The organism is uncultured Cellulomonas sp. (assembly GCF_963527515.1).
Taxonomy (GTDB): domain Bacteria; phylum Actinomycetota; class Actinomycetes; order Actinomycetales; family Cellulomonadaceae; genus Cellulomonas.
The window spans coordinates 1-21,128 of record NZ_CAURTV010000062.1 but is presented as its reverse complement, the minus strand read 5'-3'; the positions used below and the strand labels follow the sequence as shown (position 1 = coordinate 21,128).

21 protein-coding genes and 1 tRNA gene are annotated in these 21,128 nt (G+C 74.2%); 4 read left to right on the top strand and 18 right to left on the bottom strand.

Annotation, left to right across the window (positions count from 1 at the left end):
• The 13 genes from RYN42_RS13725 to RYN42_RS13665 form a co-directional block, all read right to left on the bottom strand.
• The coding region (locus RYN42_RS13725) for a hypothetical protein (protein WP_315097008.1) at window positions 1-944 on the bottom strand (944 nt) is incomplete at its 3' end.
• Window positions 937-2,211 carry an O-antigen ligase family protein gene (locus tag RYN42_RS13720; protein WP_315097005.1) on the bottom strand — a complete coding sequence of 425 codons (1,275 nt, stop codon included), beginning with the start codon at window positions 2,209-2,211 and terminating at the stop codon, window positions 937-939. The genes RYN42_RS13720 and RYN42_RS13725, both read right to left, overlap by 8 nt.
• Window positions 2,208-3,056: a glycosyltransferase family A protein gene (locus RYN42_RS13715; protein WP_315097003.1), complete on the bottom strand. Its 849-nt coding sequence runs from the start codon at window positions 3,054-3,056 to the stop codon at window positions 2,208-2,210. Before RYN42_RS13715 ends, RYN42_RS13720 begins: the two co-directional genes overlap by 4 nt.
• Complete coding sequence (locus RYN42_RS13710; protein WP_315097001.1) at window positions 3,049-3,990, bottom strand: NAD-dependent epimerase/dehydratase family protein; 942 nt, start codon at window positions 3,988-3,990, stop codon at window positions 3,049-3,051. The genes RYN42_RS13715 and RYN42_RS13710 overlap by 8 nt, the downstream gene beginning before the upstream one ends.
• A complete protein-coding gene (locus RYN42_RS13705; RefSeq protein WP_315097000.1) occupies window positions 3,987-4,784 on the bottom strand; it encodes a WecB/TagA/CpsF family glycosyltransferase in 798 nt (265 codons plus the stop codon). The genes RYN42_RS13710 and RYN42_RS13705 overlap by 4 nt, the downstream gene beginning before the upstream one ends.
• Window positions 4,771-5,982: a glycosyltransferase gene (locus tag RYN42_RS13700; protein WP_315096998.1), complete on the bottom strand. Its 1,212-nt coding sequence runs from the start codon at window positions 5,980-5,982 to the stop codon at window positions 4,771-4,773. Before RYN42_RS13700 ends, RYN42_RS13705 begins: the two co-directional genes overlap by 14 nt.
• Before the next feature lie 52 nt (window positions 5,983-6,034).
• Window positions 6,035-7,558, bottom strand: coding sequence for a sugar transferase (locus tag RYN42_RS13695; RefSeq protein WP_315096996.1), 1,524 nt, complete (start codon window positions 7,556-7,558; stop codon window positions 6,035-6,037).
• Between the two features lie 113 nt (window positions 7,559-7,671).
• Window positions 7,672-8,292: an aminoacyl-tRNA hydrolase gene (gene pth / locus RYN42_RS13690; protein WP_315096995.1), complete on the bottom strand. Its 621-nt coding sequence runs from the start codon at window positions 8,290-8,292 to the stop codon at window positions 7,672-7,674.
• 89 nt (window positions 8,293-8,381) lie between these two features.
• A complete protein-coding gene (locus tag RYN42_RS13685; protein ID WP_315096993.1) occupies window positions 8,382-9,017 on the bottom strand; it encodes a 50S ribosomal protein L25/general stress protein Ctc in 636 nt (211 codons plus the stop codon).
• Window positions 9,018-9,275: 258 nt separating this feature from the next.
• Entirely contained in the window at window positions 9,276-9,938 is a 663-nt protein-coding gene (locus RYN42_RS13680) for an SIMPL domain-containing protein (RefSeq protein ID WP_315096991.1), read from the bottom strand.
• A 4-nt stretch (window positions 9,939-9,942) separates the two neighbouring features.
• On the bottom strand, window positions 9,943-10,926 hold the full coding sequence (locus RYN42_RS13675; RefSeq protein WP_315096989.1) for a ribose-phosphate diphosphokinase: 984 nt from the start codon (window positions 10,924-10,926) through the stop codon (window positions 9,943-9,945).
• Window positions 10,923-12,542 (bottom strand): bifunctional UDP-N-acetylglucosamine diphosphorylase/glucosamine-1-phosphate N-acetyltransferase GlmU, encoded by a 1,620-nt coding sequence (gene glmU, locus RYN42_RS13670; protein WP_315096987.1) that lies wholly within the window; start codon window positions 12,540-12,542, stop codon window positions 10,923-10,925. The genes RYN42_RS13675 and glmU overlap by 4 nt, the downstream gene beginning before the upstream one ends.
• Window positions 12,543-12,686: 144 nt before the next feature.
• Window positions 12,687-12,758, bottom strand: a tRNA-Gln gene (locus tag RYN42_RS13665).
• Window positions 12,759-12,874: 116 nt separating this feature from the next.
• On the opposite strand from RYN42_RS13665, the gene RYN42_RS13660 reads away from it, so the two are divergent.
• Genes RYN42_RS13660 through RYN42_RS13650 form a run of 3 tightly spaced genes read left to right on the top strand, consistent with a single transcriptional unit; the run spans window position 12,875 to window position 15,205 of the window.
• On the top strand, window positions 12,875-13,471 hold the full coding sequence (locus RYN42_RS13660) for a TetR/AcrR family transcriptional regulator (protein ID WP_315097010.1): 597 nt from the start codon (window positions 12,875-12,877) through the stop codon (window positions 13,469-13,471).
• A 35-nt stretch (window positions 13,472-13,506) separates the two neighbouring features.
• A complete protein-coding gene (locus RYN42_RS13655; RefSeq protein ID WP_315096984.1) occupies window positions 13,507-14,025 on the top strand; it encodes a MarR family transcriptional regulator in 519 nt (172 codons plus the stop codon).
• A 4-nt stretch (window positions 14,026-14,029) separates the two neighbouring features.
• The gene (locus tag RYN42_RS13650; RefSeq protein ID WP_315096982.1) at window positions 14,030-15,205 is read left to right on the top strand and encodes an MFS transporter; all 1,176 of its coding nucleotides are present in this window, start codon (window positions 14,030-14,032) and stop codon (window positions 15,203-15,205) included.
• Between the two features lie 79 nt (window positions 15,206-15,284).
• On the opposite strand, the gene RYN42_RS13645 is transcribed toward RYN42_RS13650, so the two are convergent.
• The gene (locus RYN42_RS13645) at window positions 15,285-17,093 is read right to left on the bottom strand and encodes an ABC-F family ATP-binding cassette domain-containing protein (protein ID WP_315096980.1); all 1,809 of its coding nucleotides are present in this window, start codon (window positions 17,091-17,093) and stop codon (window positions 15,285-15,287) included.
• Window positions 17,094-17,179: 86 nt separating this feature from the next.
• On the opposite strand from RYN42_RS13645, the gene RYN42_RS13640 reads away from it, so the two are divergent.
• On the top strand, window positions 17,180-18,409 hold the full coding sequence (locus RYN42_RS13640; protein ID WP_315096978.1) for an LCP family protein: 1,230 nt from the start codon (window positions 17,180-17,182) through the stop codon (window positions 18,407-18,409).
• Between the two features lie 5 nt (window positions 18,410-18,414).
• On the opposite strand, the gene RYN42_RS13635 is transcribed toward RYN42_RS13640, so the two are convergent.
• Genes RYN42_RS13635 through RYN42_RS13620 form a run of 4 tightly spaced genes read right to left on the bottom strand, consistent with a single transcriptional unit; the run spans window position 18,415 to window position 20,968 of the window.
• Window positions 18,415-19,128 (bottom strand): hypothetical protein, encoded by a 714-nt coding sequence (locus RYN42_RS13635; RefSeq protein WP_315096976.1) that lies wholly within the window; start codon window positions 19,126-19,128, stop codon window positions 18,415-18,417.
• A 38-nt stretch (window positions 19,129-19,166) separates the two neighbouring features.
• The gene (locus RYN42_RS13630; protein ID WP_315096974.1) at window positions 19,167-19,634 is read right to left on the bottom strand and encodes an SRPBCC domain-containing protein; all 468 of its coding nucleotides are present in this window, start codon (window positions 19,632-19,634) and stop codon (window positions 19,167-19,169) included.
• A 13-nt stretch (window positions 19,635-19,647) separates the two neighbouring features.
• Entirely contained in the window at window positions 19,648-19,980 is a 333-nt protein-coding gene (locus tag RYN42_RS13625) for a metalloregulator ArsR/SmtB family transcription factor (RefSeq protein ID WP_315096972.1), read from the bottom strand.
• 49 nt (window positions 19,981-20,029) lie between these two features.
• The gene (locus RYN42_RS13620; protein WP_315096971.1) at window positions 20,030-20,968 is read right to left on the bottom strand and encodes a 4-(cytidine 5'-diphospho)-2-C-methyl-D-erythritol kinase; all 939 of its coding nucleotides are present in this window, start codon (window positions 20,966-20,968) and stop codon (window positions 20,030-20,032) included.
• Between the last annotated feature and the right edge of the window lie 160 nt (window positions 20,969-21,128).

The window sequence follows — 21,128 nt, the reverse complement described above, 5'->3', positions numbered from 1 at the left end:
CCCACCGCGCGCGCCACGTCGAGGCCGTCGGTGCTGAACGCGGCACCGGTCGCGCCGACGGTGGCCAGGCTGCGCTCGAGCTTGCCGGCCGCTCCCGGGGCCAGCCCCACCGGCAGCGCCCCCTCGGTGTGGCCGAGGACGAGCGCGTGCAGCCGGTCGCTGACCACGAACGACGCCCGGCGGTAGACGTCGCGCACCACCTTCTCGGCGGCGGCGTGGTCCACCCCGTCCCACCCGACGAGCTCCCCACCCAGGTCGGCCGCCAGCTCGCGCGCCCGCGGGAGGTCGCGCCCGACCTGCGGCACCACGACGACGTCGAGCGACCGGTCCGACGCGAGCGCCCGCACGGTCTGCGTCCACACGGGCCCGGGAGCGGGCCGGTCACCACGCAGCGAGACCGCGAGCACCGGCCGGTCCGCGCCGGAACGAGCCGGCGCCAGGTCGGTCGTCCCGAACGCGTACCCCCAGTCCGGCGCCACGTCGCCGCGACCCACCCACGAGCGGCTGTCGGCGTCCCGCCAGGCGACGATGCTGCACGGCGCCAGGCCCAGGCGGAGCACCCGGCCCCACAGCGGGTGCGGCGCGCGCAGCCCGAGCCCGACGTGCAGCCCCGCACCTCCCCGCAGCCGGCTGACCGCCACCAGCGGGGCCAGCTTCAGCAGGTGGCCGGCGTAGCCCGGCGTCGCGTAGGTCTCCCCCGCGTTGAACCCGTACACCGCGCCGGCCCACGCCCCGCCCGACGAGCGACGTGCCCAGTCGCGGCGGTCGCGCACCTGGAGGTCCTGCGCCTGCAGGCCCAGCGCGGACACGTAGCCGTCGGGCAGCCCGTCGACGTTCACCACCAGCCGCCCGAGCGGGCGCAGCGCGTCCAGCAGCCCACGACGCAGCACCGAGTCACCGAGGTTGTCGGTCTGCCCGCGGGCGGAGACCAGGACGTCACGCACGGGGACCACCCTGCCCGGCGACGGCCGCGTCCGGAACCCCGGCGCGGGCGTCCACCCGTTCGCCGTCGACGGGTCGCGGGGCGCCGAGGAGCACGACGCACAGCGGCACCAGCACGTACGGCCAGAACATCGTCCGGTCGACCACCCCGAACGGCACCTCGACGATCCCCGCGGCCAGGACCGCCGTGACCGTGAGCGCGGGCCAGACGTCCCCGACGCCGGCCGCACGGGCCGCTCGCACGGCGCCGACCACCAGCAGGGCCGTGACGACGACCACCAGCACGACGCCCCCGGTGACCAGCAGCTGCATCAGCTGGTTGTGCGCGTGGTACGCATACCCGCCCAGGTCGTCGGCCGTCGTGGCCAGTCGGTCGTAGTAGTCCCAGCCGTGGCCGACCAGCGGCGCGTCCGCCCACGCCTCCCGTCCGGCGACCCAGTAGCCGCCGCGGTTCGCCATCGCGCTCGCGGAGCTGGTGACCAGGGGCAGCACGACCGCGACCAGCGCGACCGCGGCCATCCCGAGGGCCGCAACCAGCCCGCGGCGACGCGCGGGGACGAGCGCGAGCACCACGGCGGCCACGAGGACGACGACGGCGGCGAGCCAGGCCCCGCGGGACCAGGACCAGGCCAGCGCCGCGAGCACCAGCGTGCCGGCCACGAGCCGCGAGACACCACGCAGCGCGAGCACGGACGGGATGCCGACCGCGAGGGCGAGCCCCAGGTTGTTCCCCGAAGGCAGCAGGCCCGCCAGGATGCCGAGCGGCCCCGACTTGTCGGCGTCCGCCCCCGCGTAGTCCTGGTACCGGGCGAGGTCCGGGATCACCAGCCCCGCGACCAGGCTCACCGCAGCGGTCCCGGCGGTGAGCCACCCCAGCACGGGGACGACGCGCCACGAGACCCGGACCGCCCAGGCGGCGGTGACGACCGCCGGGTACAGCACGGTCATCGCGGCCGGCCGCGATCCGGCGGCGAACCCGGCCGCGACCACGACGACCCAGGGCAGCAGGAGCAGGCCCAGCAGCGGCCACCGGCGCCACGGAGCCTCGCGGGCCCCGAGCGCGACGAGCGCCGCGCAGAGCGCCAGGAGTCCGAGGTTGCAGACGGTGGTGAGGCCCTGCACGAGCGCGCCGTCGGCGTCGGGACCCGCGGTGGCCGGCTCGAAGCCGCGCCCCTGGGTGAGCAGGATCGCGAGCTGCGGAAGGGCGGCGGCCAGCCAGACGCCGACCGCCAGGAGGGCGTCGCGCCGGCTCAGGGCGCGCGCGATCACCGGCCGTCCCCCAGGAGCACGCCCACCGCGCGGTGGCCCGCCACCGCGACCGTCGACCACCACCGGACGGGCGCGCTCGATCCGACCACGCGGCGGACCGCGGCGGCCTGCCCGCGCAGGTAGCGCCGGTCACGCCGGGTGAGCAGGGCGTCGTGCTTGCGCGCGTAGAGCCGGATCCCGTCCAGGCGCCGCTGCGTCTTGTCCGTGAGCTGGCCCTGGCCGTGCACGCGGTTGGTGACCAGCAGCTCCGGCACCACGGCGTAGGTGAGGCCCGCGGACAGCGCCCGCACCAGCAGGTCCTTGTCGTTGGACACCGGCAGCACGGGGTCGAAGCCGCCGAGGCTCCGGAACGCCGCGGTGCGCATGACGAAGTTGGAGCCGACGAACCCGGGGTTGCGCGCGACAACGTCCCGCGCCGACAGCCCCGGCGCGATCCGCGCCATCCGGTACCTCGGCTCGTCCGCGTGCGTCCACGCCACCGCGAAGTCGTGGCTCCCGGCCTCCAGCGCGCCGACCGTGCGCCGCAGGAAGTCGGGCTCCCACAGGTCGTCGTCGTCCAGGAACGCCACCAGCTCGGACTGCACCAGCACGGTCCCCGCGTTGCGGGAGGCCCCCGCCGTGCCGGCCTGCGGCCCCGACGAGTCGAGGTACCGCACCGGCACGTCCGCCGCCGCGTCCAGGCGGTCGACCAGCGCCTCCGTCGCCGCGGACCCCAGGTCGTCGCTCACCACGACGCCCCGCAGACGGACGTCCGCGCCGAGCTCCTGGCCCAGCACGGACGCCACCGCCTCGGCCAGCAGCAGGTCGCGGCCGTGCGTCGGGATCACGCAGGTGACGTCAGCCACCACCGACCTCGATGTACTCCCACTGGCGCGCGAGGCCCTCCTCGACGCTGACCTTGGGCTTCCAGCCGAGCAGGTCCCGCGCCAGCGAGGCGTCGCCGCCCGTCCGCCACGCGTCGCCGTCGACGGTCGGGTGCCGCTCGACCCGGACGTCGCGGCCGGTGATCGAGTGGATCACCGCGAGCACCTCGTTGACCGTCACGTTGGTGCCGCCGGCGACGTTGAGCACCGTGCCGGGCGCGACCGCCTCGGTGGCCGCCAGCACGTTCGCCTCGACCACGTCGTCCACGAAGGTGAAGTCGCGGATCTGCTCGCCCGAGCCGTACAGCGTGATGGGGCGGTCGTCGCGGACGGCCGTGAGGAAGCGCGTGAACGCCATGTCCGGGCGCTGGCGCGGACCGAACACCGTGAAGTAGCGCAGCGACACCGTCGGCACGCCGAAGTTCGACGCGTACAGGCCGCACAGGTGCTCCGCCGCGAGCTTGGTCACCCCGTAGGGGCTCACCGGCTGCGGGAGGTCCACCTCGAGCACGGGGAACCGCGCGGCGTCGCCGTACACCGACGAGGAGGACGCGTACACGAGCCGGCGCAGCGCCGGTGCCCGCCGGGCCGCCTCGAGCAGGGCCTGCGTGGCTCCGACGTTGGCGTCGAGGTAGATGCCGAACTCGTCGCCCCAGCTGGCGCGCACCCCCGGCTGACCGGCCTGGTGGAACACCACGTCGACGCCGTCGAGCAGAGCGTCGAGGTCGACCGAGCGCAGGTCGTCCTGCACGAAGGTGAAGGCACCCTGCAGGCGGGCGAGGTTGGCACGCTTGAGCGCGGGGTCGTAGTACGGGGTCAGCGCGTCGATCCCCGTGACGTCCCACCCGTCCGCGAGCAGGCGCGCGCTGAGCGTGCTGCCGATGAACCCGGCAGCCCCCGTGACGAGTGCCTTCATGGCCGGTCCTTCCGCTGGGCGAACGAACGTGCGACGACACTGAGGAAGTGCGGGCCGCGCACCAGATACCGCCCGGCCAGGCGGCGCGGCTCCTGCGCCATCCGGAACAGCCACTCCGCACCGATCTTCTGCAGGACCACGGGGGCCCGGCGCTTGGTCCCGGCGACGAAGTCCACCGCCGCACCGGCGCCCACGTACACGCCCGGCGGCAGCTTCTCGCGCCAGTGGGACACCCAGACGTCCTGCTTGGGCGACCCGAGGCAGACGAAGACGATGTCGGCCGCGGCCGCGTGCAGGTCCGCGATCACCTGCGCCGACTCCGGGTCCGAGACGTCGGCGATCTTGGGGAACGGGACGGACACGACGTCGGCGCCGTAGTGCTCGCGCAGGTGGTCGGCGGCCAGCTCGCTCACGTTCGGCGCCCCGCCCATCAGGGCGATGCGCCAGCCCCGCCGGCAGGACAGCTGCGCGGCGATCGGCAGGAGGTCCGCACCGGTCAGCCGCTGCAGGCCGTGGGCGCCGAGCAGCCGCGCCAGCACCACCAGCGGCGTGCCGTCGGCGATGCGGATCTCGGCCTCGTCGTACGCGACGTGCAGCGCCGCGTCGTGCTCGATGCCGATCGTCTGGTCGACGTTGGGCGTGACGATGGAGTACACGTCGTCCGCCGGCAGGAGCTGGTCGATCCGCGCGATCAGCGCGTCCGCGTCCCCGACGAACAGGGGCCGACCCGCCAGCGTGACCTCACCCGAGCGGGAGACGTGCACCGAGACCTTCGCGCGCTCACCCCGGGGCACCGACGATCCTCGCGACGAGCCGCGGTGCGGCGTAGGCGGAGGCGGTGTCCCGGGCCGCGCTGCGGTGGAGGGTGCTGGCCTCGCTGATGGCGTGAGCAAGGTCATCGGGGTTCCTCTCGCTGACGACGAAGCCGTTGTGACCTGGCCGCACGAGCGACCCGGTGTCGGAGCCGTCCGTCACCACGGCGGGCAGACCCGAGGCCATGGCCTCGACGAGCACGCGGGGGAACCCCTCATAGCCGGGGTGGGACGTCATGAGGAAGACCCCGGCGTCGGCCATCGCGGACGCGACCTCCTCCGGGGCGAGCCGGCCGCGGAGCCGGACGCGTCCGCGCACCCCGTCCGGCAGGTCGGCGACCTGGCGCTCCAGCTCGGGCAGCTGCGTGCCGGTGCCGACGACGTCGAGCGTCCAGTCCCCCGGCGCGGTCTCCAGCAGCCGGCGGAAGGCCTGGAGGGCGAGCGCGGGGTCCTTCGGCTGCTCCAGCCGGCCGACCCAGATGACGCGCTGCGGGTGCAGGGCCTGGGCGCGGTACCGGACCAGGGTCGGGTCGAACCACGTCGGCGAGAACATGGCGTCCGGGTTGACGGTCCTGGCCGTCTCGGCGAAGTCCGGGTTGAACACGACGACCGACCGCGCGTCGCGCAGCAGGGCGTGCTCCACCCGGGCGTGCACGTTGCCGGCACGGCGCCAGAAGGAGTCGGACGTGGCACCCGTCAGGCCGTGCTCCTGGGTGTGCACGAAGTAGGCCAGCGGACGCCGCAGCACCCGGGACGCGACCGCGGCGACGTCCGCGCGGTGCGCCTGCACGACGGTGCTCGCCGGCAGCGCCCCACGGAACCGCACCAGCCCGGCGGCGAGCCGGACGGAGTGCGGGATGCGACGGTTCTGGTCGCCCGGGTCGAGCCGGACCACGGGCAGGAACCACGCCACCCGCTCGCCGATGCGGTGCTGCTCCCACCGGCCCAGCCGGCGGCCCTCGACGTGCCCACCCGCGTCGACGCCGACCACCGCGAAGGTCACCTCGGCGGGCGCGTGCCGGATGAGGCCACGGATGCAGGTCTCGATCCCGCCCGGCGACTGGCGCGCGAGGTCGATCTGGTGGACCACGAGGCGGTCGACGACGCCCGGCGGGTCGGCTCGCACGGTGGCGGGCTCGTCGTCGTCCAGGAACGAGATGTCGGGCCGGGTCTCGGTCACGAGTACCTCCAGGTCCTCAGGTGTGGTCGGTGCCGCGGTCGCGGGCGATCGGTCAGTAGGCACCGCTGGGTCGCAGCACGGCCCGGAACGTCTTCCAGAGGATGAGGAGGTCCATGGTCACCGACCAGTTGTCGACGTAGCGCAGGTCGAGCTTCACCGACTCCTCCCACGACAGGTCGGAGCGGCCGGAGACCTGCCAGAGGCCGGTCAGGCCGGGTCGCACCCGGAGGCGTCGCTGCACGGCGTCCGCGTACGCGGCCACCTCCTCGGCCAGCGGCGGGCGCGGGCCGACCAGCGACATGTCCCCCCGGACCACGTTGAACAGCTGCGGCAGCTCGTCCAGCGAGTACTTGCGCAGCACGCGACCGACCGTGGTGACGCGGGGGTCGTGGCGCATCTTGAACAGGATCGCGTTGCCCTCGCTCGAGCCCAGCAGCTCGGCGCGGCGCTTGTCCGCGTCGACGTACATGGTGCGCAGCTTCCACATGGTGAACGCCGCGCCGTCGACGCCGATACGGGTCTGCGTGTAGAACGCCGGCCCCGGCGACGTGAGCCGCACCGCGAGGGCGGCCAGCAGGATCACCGGGAGCGCCGCGAGCAGGATCAGCCCGCCGAGGGTCCGGTCCAGCGCGGTCTTGGCCGCCATCCGGCCGCGCGACGCCCCCACCTCGACCTCGAGCAGCGACAGGCCGCCGGTAGGTCGCATGGTGAGCCGCGGGGCGGCGATGTCCTCGAGGTCGGTCGCCATGATGAGCTGGGCGCCCGCCCGGTCCAGCGCCCACGAGAGCCGGCGCAGCCCGTTGCCGCCGATGTAGGAGCCGGCGACGACGACCACGTCCACCGAGCGGTCCACGACCACCTGCGGCACGTCGCAGACGGCACCGATCGTCGGGGCGCCGGCCACGGCCTGCCGGTCGTCCACGCTCGGCAGGCAGACGCCGAGGACGCTGTAGCCGTGGGCCGGGTCGACCGCGAGGTCGGAGACCACGCTGGCCACCGGGCCGGGCTCCCCGACGACGATCGTGCGCATCATCGCCTGCCCCTGCAGGCGCGACCGCTTCAGCGTGCGCCGCAGGACCACCCGTGCCGCGACCGCGAGCAGCGCCGCCGCCGGGACCACCACGAAGACGAGGAACCGGGACACCTCGGCCTTGAACGCGTAGCTGGCCAGGACGAGCACGACGACGCTGACCAGGCCGGCGCGCACCAGCGCGCGGGTCTCGGCGGCCGAGCGTCCCAGCACCGCGTCGCCGTAGCCGTGCAGGACGGCGACGAGGCCGAGGAAGCCCAGCGTCGCGCCGACGATCATCAGCGCGGTCTGCGCGGCGGGCTCGTACAGGGAGATGAGGACCGGCGTCGCGACGAGCAGGATGGCTGCCAGGTCCAGCAGCGCGGCGTGCACGCGGTAGGAGCGGACGCTCTGGCGCCACGAGCCGGCGACCGCGGCCGCCGAGTTGAACGGCGTGGAACGGCGCTCGAACGGCTCCGCGGAGGCCCACGAACGACGCTGCCCGAGTCCCCGACCGCGTCGGTCGCCGAGGGTGAGGCCCACGTCGTCGACGATCTCCGCAGCCACGGACCCACCCCATTTCCCCCAGTTGGAATGGGGATGAGGCTATACGTGGCTCTCAGGTAGTTCATCACCTTCTGTCCGGTTTCACCCGATACACGCCCGGCGGTGAGACGGGGTCACTCCTTCGTGTGAAACCTCAGCTGAGCCGCCTCGAGACCTGCGACGACGACCAGCTCGACCGCGTCTGCCGCGGAGTCGACCAGCCAGGGCAGGTCCTTGAGCTCGGTCCTGGAAAAATCTCGCAGGACGAAGTCGGCGGGGTCCATCCGGCCCGGCGGGCGACCCACGCCGACGCGGACGCGGAGGTAGTCCTTGGTGCCGAGCGCCTTGGTGGAGTCCCGCAGACCGTTGTGGCCGCCCTCACCGCCGCCGCGCTTGAGCCTCACGTCGGCGAACGGGATGTCCAGCTCGTCGTGCACCAGCACCGTGCGCTCCGGGGGCACGTCGTAGTACTTCGCCAGCGCGGCGACCGGACCGCCCGAGACGTTCATGTACGTGGTCGGCTTGGCCAGCACCACCCGAGGACCCGGCGCCCCGCCGGGGAGCACCCCGAGGCGCGCCTCCGCGACCGCCGCCTGCGGCCGGCGTGAGAGCAGCCCCGGCGCCCGGGTGCCGAACGAGGTCCCGGTCCGGCGCGCCAGCTCGTCGAGCACCATCTGCCCGACGTTGTGCCGGTTGCCCGCGTACTGCGGTCCGGGGTTGCCGAGGCCGACGACCAGCCAGGGTCCGTCGCTCATCGGGGGTCTCCTCCTGCGGGGTGGGTGCGGGAACGACGACGCCCGGCACCGTCAGGAACGGTACCGGGCGTCGCGCAGCGTGCGGTCGGTCAGCTGCCGAGCTCGAACTCCGCGGCGGCGGCGGACGCGGCCGACTGCGAGGCGGCCAGGTCGGCCTGCGCGGCGTCGGCGGCGACGTCCTCGGCGGAGGCGTGCGGGACGGTGACGGAGACGATCGTGATCGAGGGGTCCGTCAGCAGGACGGAGCCCGTCGGCAGGGTGATGTCGCCGGCGTTGACGCTGGAGCCACCCGCAAGACCCTCGATGGAGACCTCGACCTCGGTGGGCAGGTGCGTGGCCTCGGCCTCGAGGGACAGCGTCTGCGTCTCGACGACGTGGATGGTGCCGGGGGCAGACTCGCCGACGATGGTGACGGGGACGTCGACGGAGACCTTCTCGCCCTTGGTCACGATGAGCAGGTCGACGTGCTCGATGGTGTTCTTCACGACGTCGCGCTGGACGTCCTTCGTGATCGCCAGCGTGGTCTTGCCGTCGAGCTCGATGGAGAACAGGGCGTTGGCCTGCTTGACCGCGAGCATCGTCTCGTGGCCCGGGAGGGCGACGTGCAGCGGGTCCGAGCCGTGCCCGTACAGGACGGCGGGAACCTGGTGCTCACGGCGCAGGCGGCGCGCGGCGCCCTTGCCGAACTCCGTGCGGGTGGTGGCGACGAGCTTGACCTCGGACACGTGTACTCCCCAGTGCTGGCGTCGGCGCAGTCGCCGACGTGACGGTGTGATGGCGTGGCGTGCGCGGCGGTAGCCGGGCGACGCGGAACAGACAGAGGTGGTGGCCTCGACGCGGGACGCAGGACGGGCACGCGGAGGCGCTCGCCCAGTCGATCACGGAGCGCAGGTGGTCGTGGACCTTCGTCGACCGTCCTTCGTCCCTCGCCGAGGCAACCTGGAGAGCCTACCCGGTCGAGCGGGCAGAGCCCAACCCGCTTGTCAGACGGGCTCCTCGGCCCATCCCCACCGCACGGTCACGTCCGCGGAGACGGTCTGCTGCCCGGCCTCGACGGGCACGGACATGGCCTTCGCGACGCCCATGGCGCGTCCCATGCGCAGCGGCACGGCGTCGGACCCGCCCTCGGTCACCCACTGCACCTCGCCCAGCCGTCGCCCCGACAGCTCCGCCCACTGCGTCGCCCGGGCGAGCGCGTCGGCCCAGGCGGCCTCCCGTGCACGCGCTCGTGGCTCCGTCGGGTCGCTGACCTCGAGGCGGATGCCGTCCATCCGGGCAGGCTCTCCGCCCGCGACCACCGCGGCGCCGACGACGTCCCCGGCGACCGCGACGTCGGGCAGCCGCACCTGCAGACCGAGCCGCGCCACGACGCGCGAGGAGCCGCGCGCCGAGCCGTCGGTCCAGGTGCTCGACTGGGTGGTCCGCAGCGCGCGGTCGTCCACTCCCGCCTCGCGCAGCACGGCCCGCATCCGGTCCAGGCAGGCGCCGGCGTCGGCGAGCGCACGCTCGGCGTCGACACCGCGGGCCTCGGCACCGAGGTCGGCGATCGCGACGTCCGGCACCGCGTCGGCCTCACCGAAGCCCGTGACGGTCACGCCGCCGCGCGGGCCGCGACGACCGGCGTGCTCGTCGTCGCGCCCGCTCATCGGGTCAGGCCTGCCCGTCGAAGAGGGAGGTCACCGAGCCGTCGTCGAACACCTCGCGGATGGCCCGGGCGATGAGCGGGGCGATCGACAGCACGGTCAGCTGCGGGAAGCGGCGGTCCTCGGCGATGGGCAGGGTGTCCGTGATCACGACCTCGCGCGCGCCGCAGTTCTGCAGCCGGTCGACCGCCGGGTCGGACAGGACACCGTGCGTGGCGGCGACGATGACGTCCTTGGCGCCGGCCTCCATGAGCACCCGGACCGCCCCCGTGATGGTCCCGGCGGTGTCGATCAGGTCGTCGACGAGCACGCAGCTGCGGCCCTCGACGTCACCGACGACGCGGTTGGCGACCGTCTTGTTGGGGCTGCGGATGTCCCGCGTCTTGTGCACGAAGGCCAGCGGACCGCCGCCCAGCTTCGCGGCCCACTGCTCGGCCACCCGGATGCGCCCGGCGTCGGGAGAGACGACCGTGACGTTCGAGGTGTCGACGCGGCTGCGCACGTACTCGGTGAGGATCGGCATGGCCCAGAGGTGGTCGACAGGTCCGTCGAAGAAGCCCTGGATCTGCGCGGCGTGCAGGTCGACGCTCATCAGCCGGTCGGCGCCGGCCGTCTTGAACAGGTCCGCCATGAGCCGGGCGGAGATGGGCTCGCGGCCGCGATGCTTCTTGTCCTGCCGCGCGTACCCGTAGAACGGCGCCACCACGGTGATCGTCTTGGCGGACGCCCGCTTGAGCGCGTCGACCATGAGCAGCTGCTCCATGATCCACGTGTTGATGGGCGACGAGTGCGACTGGAGCACGAACGTGTCGGCGCCGCGCACGGACTCCCCGAACCGGGTGTAGATCTCCCCGTTGGCGAACTCGTAGGTGGTGGTCGGCAGCAGGTCGATGGCCAGGTGGGCTGCGACGCTCGTGGCCAGGTCGGGGTGCGCACGACCCGTCAGGAGCACGAGGCGCTTCTCGCCGTCCGAGGAGATGATCCCGGTCATCGTGCGGAGTCCTTCGGGTTCGAGCCGGCGGAGTCCGGCAGTGCAGGCGGCGGGGTCGGTGGGGAGTCGGCGGATGCTGCGGCGGCGCGGTCGCGCTCGGCGCGGGCCTGCGGGGAGAGCTCGGGGTCGTCGCCGCCCGGCCGGCGCACCACGGCCTCGGCGGCCGGTGTCCCGGCCCGGGCGCGTGCCACCCAGCCCTCGATGTTGCGCTGCGCACCGGCGCTCACGCCGAGGGCGCCCGACGGCACGTCGCGGCGGATCACGCTGCCGGCGCCGGTGTACGCGCCGTCGCCGACCGTCACGGGGGCGACGAACATGTTGTCCGCGCCCGTGCGGGCGTACGAGCCGATCGTCGTGCGGTGCTTGTTGACGCCGTCGTAGTTGACGGTCACCGACGCCGCACCGATGTTCGTGTGCTCACCGATCGTCGCGTCGCCCACGTAGGACAGGTGCGGGATCTTCGACCCGGTGCCGATCTGCGCGTTCTTGGTCTCGACGAACGTGCCGATCTTGCCGTCGTCGCCGAGCACCGTGCCGGGCCGCAGGTAGGCGAACGGTCCGACGCTCGCGCCCGCGCCGATGACGGCGAGGGTGCCGTGCGTGCGCACCACGCTGGCGCGCGGCCCCACCTCGACGTCCGTCAGCGTGGTGTCCGGGCCGACCGTCGCACCCTCGCGGACCACGGTGGCGCCGTGCAGCTGCGTGCCGGGCAGGAGCGTCACATCCCGCTCCAGCTCCACGTCGACGTCCACCCACGTGGTCGCCGGGTCGACGATCGTCACGCCTGCGCGCATCCAGTCGTCGAGGATGCGGCGATTCATCTCTGCCCGCAGCACCGACAGCTGCACGCGGTCGTTGACGCCCTCGACGAGCACCGGGTCGTCCGTCTGCAGCGCGCGCACGTGGCCGCCGTCGGTGCGGGCGATCGCGAGCACGTCCGTCAGGTAGACCTCGCCCTGCGCGTTGTCCCGGCCGAGCCGGCCGAGGGCCCCGCGCAGCACGGCGGCGTCGAAGACGTAGATGGAGGAGTTGATCTCGGTGATCGCGCGCTGGGCCTCGTCGGCGTCCTTCTCCTCGACGATGCCGAGCACGTCACCCGTGCCGGGCTCGCGCAGGATCCGGCCGTACCCCGTGGGCTCCGCCACCTCGGTGGTGAGCACCGTGACCGCGTTGCCGTCGGCGTGGTGCGCCTCGAGCAGCTCGTGCAGGGTCGCGGCGTCGAGCAGCGGGACGTCGCCCGCGATGACGACGACCGCGCCGTCCACCTGTGCGTGCGTGGCCGACCCGGCGGTGGTGTCCCCCGCGGCGTCGGCCTGGGCGGCCGCGTCGAGCGTGCGCATGGCCACCTGGACCGCGCGGCCCGTGCCGGGGATCTCGTCCTGGTCGGCCAGCAGCGCCTGGGCGTCGATCTCGGCGACGTGCGCCGCGACCTGCTCGCGCTCGTGCCGGACGACCACCAGGACACGACCGGGATCGAGGGCGCGGGCGGTGGCCAGCGCGTGGCCGAGCATGCTGCGACCGGCCAGGGTGTGCAGGACCTTGGGAGTCGCCGAGCGCATCCGGGTTCCTTCACCTGCGGCGAGGACGACGACGGCGGCCGGGCGGGGGAACGTCACCTGGGGGTGCTCCTCGCGGATCTGCCCGGTTCTCGGGCGGTGGATCTCGTGCGCACGGTGCACTCTACCGTCGCGCGGGAGGCGCTCAGGCCGTGCCCGGATCGTCCGGTGCCGCCCTCCCGCGGCGCAGGACGGCCCGTGCTGCTCCGCCCCCAGGATTCGAACCTGGTCTGCACGGCTCCAAAGGCCGGCGTGCTGCCGTTACACCAGGGCGGACCGACGCCCCCGGCGCCGTGGCGGCCAAGTCTGCCAGGGACTGGCACCTGCACCGGGACCGGTGACGGCATGATGGGCGCGTGGCCACCGACAGCAAGCGCGCGACCCGTTCCCGGATGACGGGGACGCAGCGGCGCGCCCAGCTGCTCGACGTGTCGCGGCGCCTGTTCGCCGAGAAGGGCTTCGACGGCACGAGCGTCGAGGAGATCGCGGCACGCGCCGAGGTGTCCAAGCCGGTCGTGTACGAGCACTTCGGCGGCAAGGAGGGCATGTACGCGGTGGTCGTGGACCGCGAGATCCAGGCCTTGACCGGGGCGCTGACGGGGGCGCTCGAGGTGGGCGGGCACCCGAAGGCGCTGGTGGAGCGCACCGCGCTGGCGCTGCTGGGGTACATCGAGGCGAACGAGGACGGCTTCCGGATCCTGGTGCGCGACTCCCCCGTCGCGCAGGCCACCGGCACGTTCTCCAGCCTGATCGGCGACGTCGCCACGCAGGTCGAGCACCTGCTGGCGGACCAGTTCACCAAGCAGGGCCAGGACCCCAAGACCGCGCCGATCTACGCGCAGATGCTGGTCGGCATGGTGGCGCTCACCGGGCAGTGGTGGCTCGATGCCCGCAGCCCGAGCAAGACGGTCGTCGCGGCCCACCTGGTGAACCTGGCCTGGAACGGCCTGTCCGCGCTCGAGCGCCGGCCCACCCTGACCGGCGCCTGAGCCGGATCTCTCTCGACGTCGAGTAATCTCGCGTCATGGTGGCACGCACGTCCCCGGAAGGGGCCCGGGACGAGGTCGATCGCATCGTCCTCGCGTGGGAGCGCGAGCGCCCGGACCTGGACGTCCGCCCCCTGACCGTCCTGTCCCGCGTCAGTCGGCTGGCCCGCCACCTCGACCTCGCCCGGCGCACCGCGTTCGCGCGGCACGACCTGGAGACGTGGGAGTTCGACGTGCTCTCCGCGCTGCGGCGGGCGGGTGCCCCGTACCGGCTCTCCCCCGGTGCGCTGCTCACCCAGACGCTGGTCACCAGCGGCACCATGACCAACCGGATCGACCGGCTCGCCGAGCACGGCCTGGTCGAGCGGCTGCCCGCCCCCGACGACCGCCGCGGGGTGCTCGTGCAGCTGACCGCCGCGGGCCTGGCCCGGGTGGACGCGGCGTTCTCCGACCTGCTCGACGTCGAGCGCGGCCTGCTGGGCGACCTCGAAGAGACCGACCGGGACCGGCTGGCCGACCTGCTGCGCGAGGTGACCGCGCCGTTCGACGCGTCGTGAGGTCATGACGGCGGGTCGCTCCGCCGCTCGCGGCCTGCTCCTGGCAGCGGTCCTGCTGTACGCGCTGAACCTGCGGGCGCCGATCACCGCGCTCGCGCCGGTGGTCGACGACGTGCGCGGCGACCTCGCGCTGAGCGCCGCCGGCGTCGGGCTGCTCACCGGCATCCCTGTCCTGTGCTTCGCCCTGGCGACGCCGTTCATGGCGGTGCTGCTCGGGCGGCTGGGCACCGGGCGGGTGGTGGCGGCGTCGCTCGTCACCGTCCTGGCCGGCACCGTGCTGCGCTCGGCCGACGAGTTCGGCTCCGCTCTGGTGGGCACCGCGCTCATCGGGGTGGCCATCACCGCGGGGAACGTCGCCGTCCCGGTGGTGATCGGGCGCGACTTCCCCGGCCACGTGCCGCGGGTGACCGGCCTGTACACCGCGGCGCTCAACGGCGGCAGCGTGCTGACCACCACCCTGACCGCGCCGCTGGCGGACGCCGTCGGCTGGCGGTGGGCGCTGGCGTCGTGGGGGCTGCTCGCCGTGGTCGGCCTGGTGGTCTGGCAGCGGGCGTACCCGCTCGGGCGGGCCGAGCCGGCGGTCGTCGTCGCGGCGAGCACCGCGCCCGCCGTGTGGCGGCGACCCGTCACCTGGTTCCTCGCCGTCGCGTTCGCCGGCCAGGCGTTCGGCTACTACGCCGTCAGCGCGTGGCTGCCCTCCCTGCTGCACGACACCCTCGGCCTCGAGCGTGCCGCGTCCGGCGGCGCCGCTGCGCTCTTCCAGCTGTTCGGGATGGTCGGCGGCATCGGCGTGCCGATCGCGCTCGGGCGGCGGGCGCCGGTCGCGGCCGTGTCCGCGGCGATCGCCGTCGGCTGGGTGGCGCTGCCGCTCGGCCTGCTGCTCGCGCCGTCCGGGTGGCCGCTGTGGTGCACGCTCGCCGGGGTGGCCCAGGGCGGCAACTTCGCGGTCATCTTCACGGTCATCGCGTCCAGCGCGGGGTCGCCGGCGGCAGCCCGCCGGATGTCCGCGACCGTGCAGACCGTCGGCTACGGCTGCGCCGCGCTCGGCCCGAGCGTGCTGGGCGCCGTGCACACGTCCAGCGGCGGGTGGACCGCGCCGCTGCTCGTCGTGCTGGCCGCGGTGCTCACCATGGGCGTCGCGTCGGGCCTCGGCCTGCACAGCATGCGCCGCGAGGCCTGACCCTCCGCCGACTGGTTCGGGCAGCGGGGCGGTGCCGGGAGCGAGCACGCGGACGGCGCGGTCGACGGGACGGGAGGGCCTAGCCGACGATCTCCGCGGCCTCGAGCCAGGCGGCCTCGAGCTCGTCCTTCTCCGTGGCGAGCGCCCGCAGCTCGGCGTCCAGGGCGACCACGGCCTGGTGGTCCGTGGCCCGGTCGGACATCCGCTGGTGCAGGACCGCCTCCTGGTCCGCGATCCGCGACAGCCGCCGCTCGATCCGGGCGATCTCCTTGCGGGCCGTGCGCAGGTCGGCGGGCGAGACGCTCTCCTGCGGGACGACGGCGTCACCGGCGGGCCGGGCGCTCAGCGGCGACGCGGCGCTCGCGGTCCCGCCACCGACCAGCGCGGCCCGACGCAGGTCCAGGTACTGCTCGACGCCGCCGGGCAGCTGGCGGAGCAGGCCGTCGCCCAGCAGCGCCATCTGGGTGTCGCAGACACGCTCGAGCAGGTACCGGTCGTGCGAGACGACGATGAGGGTGCCCGGCCAGCCGTCCAGCAGGTCCTCGAGCGCGGCCAGCGTGTCGGTGTCCAGGTCGTTGGTGGGCTCGTCGAGAAGCAGCACGTTCGGCTCGCCGACGAGCAGCCGGAGCAGCTGCAGCCGTCGGCGTTCCCCGCCGGACAGGTCCCGCACGGGGGTGCGGGAGCGCTCGCGGTCGAACCCGAGCCGCTCCACCAGCTGCGCCGCCGTGAGCTCCTTGCCGCCGACGACGACCGAGCGCTTCTCGCTCTCGATCACCTCGATCACCCGCAGGCCGGCCAGCTCGTCGAGCTCCTCGACGTCCTGCGTGAGCTCGGCCACCTGCACGGTCTTGCCCCGCTTGACGCGGCCGGTGGTGGGCTGGAGCCGGCCGGACAGCAGCCGCAGCAGGGTGGTCTTGCCGGCACCGTTGACCCCGACCAGGCCGATCCGGTCCCCCGGACCGAGCCGCCACGTGATGTCGTGCAGCAAGGTGCGGTCGCCGTAGACCACGGAGGCGTCCTCGATGTCGAGCACGTCCTTCCCCAACCGGGCCGTGGCCATGCGCGTGAGGCTCAGCTGGTCCCGTGGCGGCGGCTCGTTCTCGATGAGGGCGTTGGCGGCGTCGATCCGGAACTTGGGCTTCGACGTCCGCGCCGGTGCCCCCCGGCGCAGCCACGCGAGCTCCTTGCGCAGCAGGTTCTGCCGCTTCTCCTCGGTGGTCGACGCCGTCCGCGCCCGCTCCGCACGGGCCAGGACGTAGGCCGCGTAGCCGCCCTCGTACTGGTCGACACCGCCGTCGTGGACCTCCCACGTGCGGGTGCAGACCGCGTCGAGGAACCAGCGGTCGTGGGTGACGACGACCAGCGCACCGTTCGAGCCCCGGTACCGCTCGACCAGGTGCGCGGCGAGCCACGCCACCCCCTCGACGTCCAGGTGGTTGGTCGGCTCGTCGAGGACCAGGACCTCGTCGTCCTGCACCAGCAGCGCAGCCAGCGCGACCCGGCGGCGCTGGCCGCCCGACAGGGAGGCGACGTCGGCGTCCAGCGACACGTCCGCGAGCAGGCCGGCGTGCACCGACCGGATGCGCGAGTCGGTGGCCCACTCGTGCTCGTCGGCGGACCCGTGCACCACGTCGAGGACGGTGCTGCCGGCCAGCAGGTCGTCGCGCTGGTCGAGCACGGCGATCCGCACGCCGCCGGCCCGGGTGACCCGGCCGTCGTCGGGCTCCTGGAGACCGGACAGGACCCGCAGCAGCGTGGACTTGCCCGCCCCGTTGGGGCCGACGACGCCGATCCGCTGGCCGTCGTCCAGCCCGAGGGAGACCTCGTCGAGCAGGGTGCGCGTACCCAGCGCGAGCGTGACGCGATCCGCGCCGAGAAGGTGAGCCATTTCCTGTGAAGGCTACCCGCACACCCGCACAGGTCCTCCACGCAGACGGCCGATACCGCGCTGACCTGCGCACTAGCGTCCGGAGGATGACGAAGCACGCGCGAACCCACCGGCGGACCCGGCTCCGGGCGGTGAGTCTCGCGGCCGTGGGCGTGCTCGCGTTCGGCGCCGCCGGTGCAGCGGCGGTCTACCTCGAGCTCCAGTCCAACATCGGCGAGGTGGACCTCACCGGCATGGTGGGCGACGAGGGCGCGCGGCCGGAGGTGACCGAGCCGCCGCCGGGCGACGCGCGGGCCGGGGCACCCGTGAACCTGCTGATCATCGGCTCCGACGACCGCAGCGGCGAGAACGCCACCATCGGCGGCGTCGAGGAGGGCATGCAGTCGGACACCACGATCGTCGCGCACGTCGCCGCGGACCGGTCCCGCGTCGAGCTGGTCTCCCTCCCCCGGGACCTGCTGGCCGACCGCCCGTCGTGCACGATGTCCGACGGCAGCACGACGCCCGCCCGCGAGAACCGCCAGCTCAACGAGGCGTTCCGGATCGGCTGGGACCACGGGCAGGACCTCGCGTCCGCGGCGGCGTGCACGTGGAAGACGGTCGAGCTGCTCACGGGGGTGCGGCTGGACGGGCTGGTGCTCGTGGACTTCGTCGGCCTGCGGGACATGGTCGACGCGATCGGCGGCGTGCCGATCTGCCTGCCGACGGACCTCGACGACGACGAGTACACGGGCCTGCACGTCAAGGCGGGCGCGCAGGTCTTCAACGGCACCACCGCCGTGCAGTTCGCCCGCGCCCGGCACAACATCGGTGACGGGTCCGACACCGGCCGGATCGGGCGTCAGCAGGACCTGATGGCCGCGATGGTCCGGTCGGTGCTCAGTCGCGACGTGCTGACCAGCCCCACGGCCCTCTTCCGGTTCGCGCAGGCGGCGACCGGCTCCCTGACCGCGAGCACGGGCTTCCGGGACCTCACCGACCTGACCGGGTTCGGGCTCTCGCTGCGTGGCGTGCAGGCGGACCGGATCGTCTTCGTGTCCATGCCGACCGTCGCATCCACCCGGCAGAAGTTCCGGGTCGAGTCGACCGCCGAGTCAGCGCAGCTGTGGGCACGGATCGCCGCCGACCAGCCCGTGGGCGAGGCCCCGGCGGCTGCCGACCCCCCGCCGGCTGCCGACCCCCCGCCGACAGGCGACTCACCGCCGGCAGGGGACACGCCACCGGCCGACCCCGCCGCCCCGCCGCCCGTCGTCGAGTCCCCGTGGTCCCCGCCCGGCGGGGTGCTGACCTCGGCGGACGACTCGTCCACCTGCTGACCTCGTCAGCAGCCCGCGGAGTCGTAGGCGCACAGGAGCTCCCACGCGGCCCGGGCGTTCGCCGTGACGATCTCGCGCGCGGTGCGGACCGTGCCCTCGCCGCCATGGACCGCGACGAGGGTGACCGCGTTCCCGCGCCGCGTGACCGCCAGGTAGGTGCCCATCGCGTCGTCCAGCGGGCCCCCGTCGGACGCGCCGTAGAAGCGGGTGGCCAGGCCGATCCCCTGCGCCCCGACGTCCAACGGCTCGACGACGTACGTCATGGTGTCGCGGGGGACCTGCTGCGGGCACGCGGTCAGCGCGGCGGCCAGCCGGTCGGCCTCGGCCACCGCGGCGTCGGCGTCGGCGAGCACGACGACCTGGTGCACGCCGACCCGGGACTCGATCTCGCCGGAGCCCTGGGTGACGGTGCGCATCGCGACGCCGTCCGGCGGGCTCCCGGCGGCGCACGTCTCGTCGACCAGCCAGCTGACTGCGCCCCGCGAGTCGTCCCGGGCGCCGTCCGGGCCTACAGGTTCCCAGGCGGTCTCCGGGAGCATGACGTCGGCCGGGACGTCGGTGGGGGGCACCGGCGATGACGTCGGCGTCGGCGTGGGCGCGGCCGGCGCAGCGGTGACGGCCGTCGGGCTCGGCTCCTGCGCCGTCGGCTCGGTCGCCGCGCACCCCACGAGGGCCAGCGCGCACGCGGCGGTGATCAGGGACGACGTCGTGGTGCGCACGCGTCAGCCTGGCGTCCGCAGGCGAGATGGCGCAAGGCTCAGCCCGCGAGGTAGGTCGCGAGCGTGTCGAAGATGCCCTGGAACCCCGACTCGCGCTGGCTGCCGTCCTCCTGGCTGTCCAGTAACACGCCCTGCTCGGTGTACGTGACCCGGGTGCCGCCCTCGACGGCCGAGAACTCGGTCGTCGACAGGGACGTGGACAGGTGCGCGCCGGCCACCCACATGTCGTAGGTGGACACGATCCGCGTGTGCTCGACGATGTCCGTGTACGTGGCGACGTACCGGCTGGTGGGGCCGTCGTGCCACTGCCCGTCCTGCACGGCCCGCCCGCCGACGCGGAAGTCCTCGGACACCTCGGTCTCCGTGAAGCCAGGGTCGCTGCCGAACCACCGGGCGTGCTGCTCCGGGACGGCGAACGCGTCCCACACCCGGTCGAGGGATGCGTCGAACGTGCGCTCGACGACGAAGGTGGCGTGCGCGACGGTGCTGGTGGTCTGCGTGGACATGGTCGTGCTCCTGTCACTCGGGGGTGTCGGAGGTGCTGAGGAAATCGCCCAGCCGGTCGAGCCGGCGCTCGGCGGGCAGTCGCTGGCGGCCCATCCACTCGTGCGCGTCCGTGAGGGCGTCGGGTGCGAGCTGGACGGTCCGGACCCGGCCGGTCTTGTGCGAGGTGACGATGCCGGCGTCCTCGAGCACCGCGAGGTGCTGGTGCACGGCGGGCAGGGTCATCGCGAACGGCGCGGCGAGCCCGCTGACCGAGACCGGGCCGCGCACCAGCCGTTCGACCATCGCGCGGCGGGTCGCGTCGGACAGGGCCTTGAAGACCCGGTCCAGCTCGCCACTGTTAAGCATGTTCTTAAGTATCGCTTCTGGCGCCGCGATGTCAAGGAGCGGAGGTGCCTCAGTCCGTGGTGGAGACCACGCGCGCGCCGGCGACCGGGCCGCTGGCCGTGAGGACCCGGTCGGCGACGCCGGACGCCGTGAACGCCGCGGCCAGGACGAGCGCGTGCTGGCGGCTGCGGCCGAGGGCGGCCACGGTGGGCCCGGAGCCGGACACCACGACACCTAGGGCGCCCGCGTCCTGCGCGACCGCGAGCGGCTCGGCCAGACCCGGGTCCAGCTCCAGGGCCGCCAGCTGCAGGTCGTTGTGCAGCGCGGCGCCCAGCGCGCGCGGGTCACCGGCACGCAGCGCCTGCATGAGCGGGACGTCGTCCTCCTGGTCCGGGACCACCGTCGAGCCGTGCAGGTCGTCGAAGGCGGTGTAGACGGCGGCGGTCGACAGCCCGCGGTCCTGCACCGCGAACGCCCAGTGGAACTCGCCCCGGCTCAGGGCGGGCGTGAGCAGGTGACCGCGGCCCGAGCCCACGGCGGTGTGCCCGGCCAGGGAGAACGGGACGTCGGACCCCAGGTCGGCGGCGAGCTCGAGCAGGTCGTCGCGGCTGAGCCCGGTGCGCCACAGCGCGTCGCACGCCACCAGCGTCGCCGCGGCGTCGGCCGAGCCGCCCGCCATGCCGCCCGCGACGGGGACACCCTTGTGCAGGTGCAGGTGCACGCCGTCGTCGATCCCGGCGCGGTCGGCGAGCAGGGTGGCCGCGCGCAGGGCCAGGTTCGAGGCGTCGGTGGGCACCAGCTCCGCCTGCGGGCCGCTGACGGTGAGCGTGCGGTGCTCGGACGCGGTGGCGACGACCTCCTCGTACACCGACACCGCCTGGAACACGGTGGACACGGCGTGGTACCCGTCCCGCTCGCGCGGGCCCACCCGCAGCGACAGGTTGACCTTGCCGGGCGCACGGACCCTGACCTCGTGCGTGGGCAGCGGGGCCACGGGAGTCAGCGTCACGGCTCCACTGTGCCAGGTCGGCTGCCGACCGGCCCGGGGTGCCCGAGGTGCTCGGCGATGCGCGCGAAGCCGGCGATGTCCACCCGCTCGCCGCGCGCCTGCGGGTCCACCCCGGCCGCCTCGAGCGCCGCGGGGCCAGCGCGAACAACCTGCGGAAGGT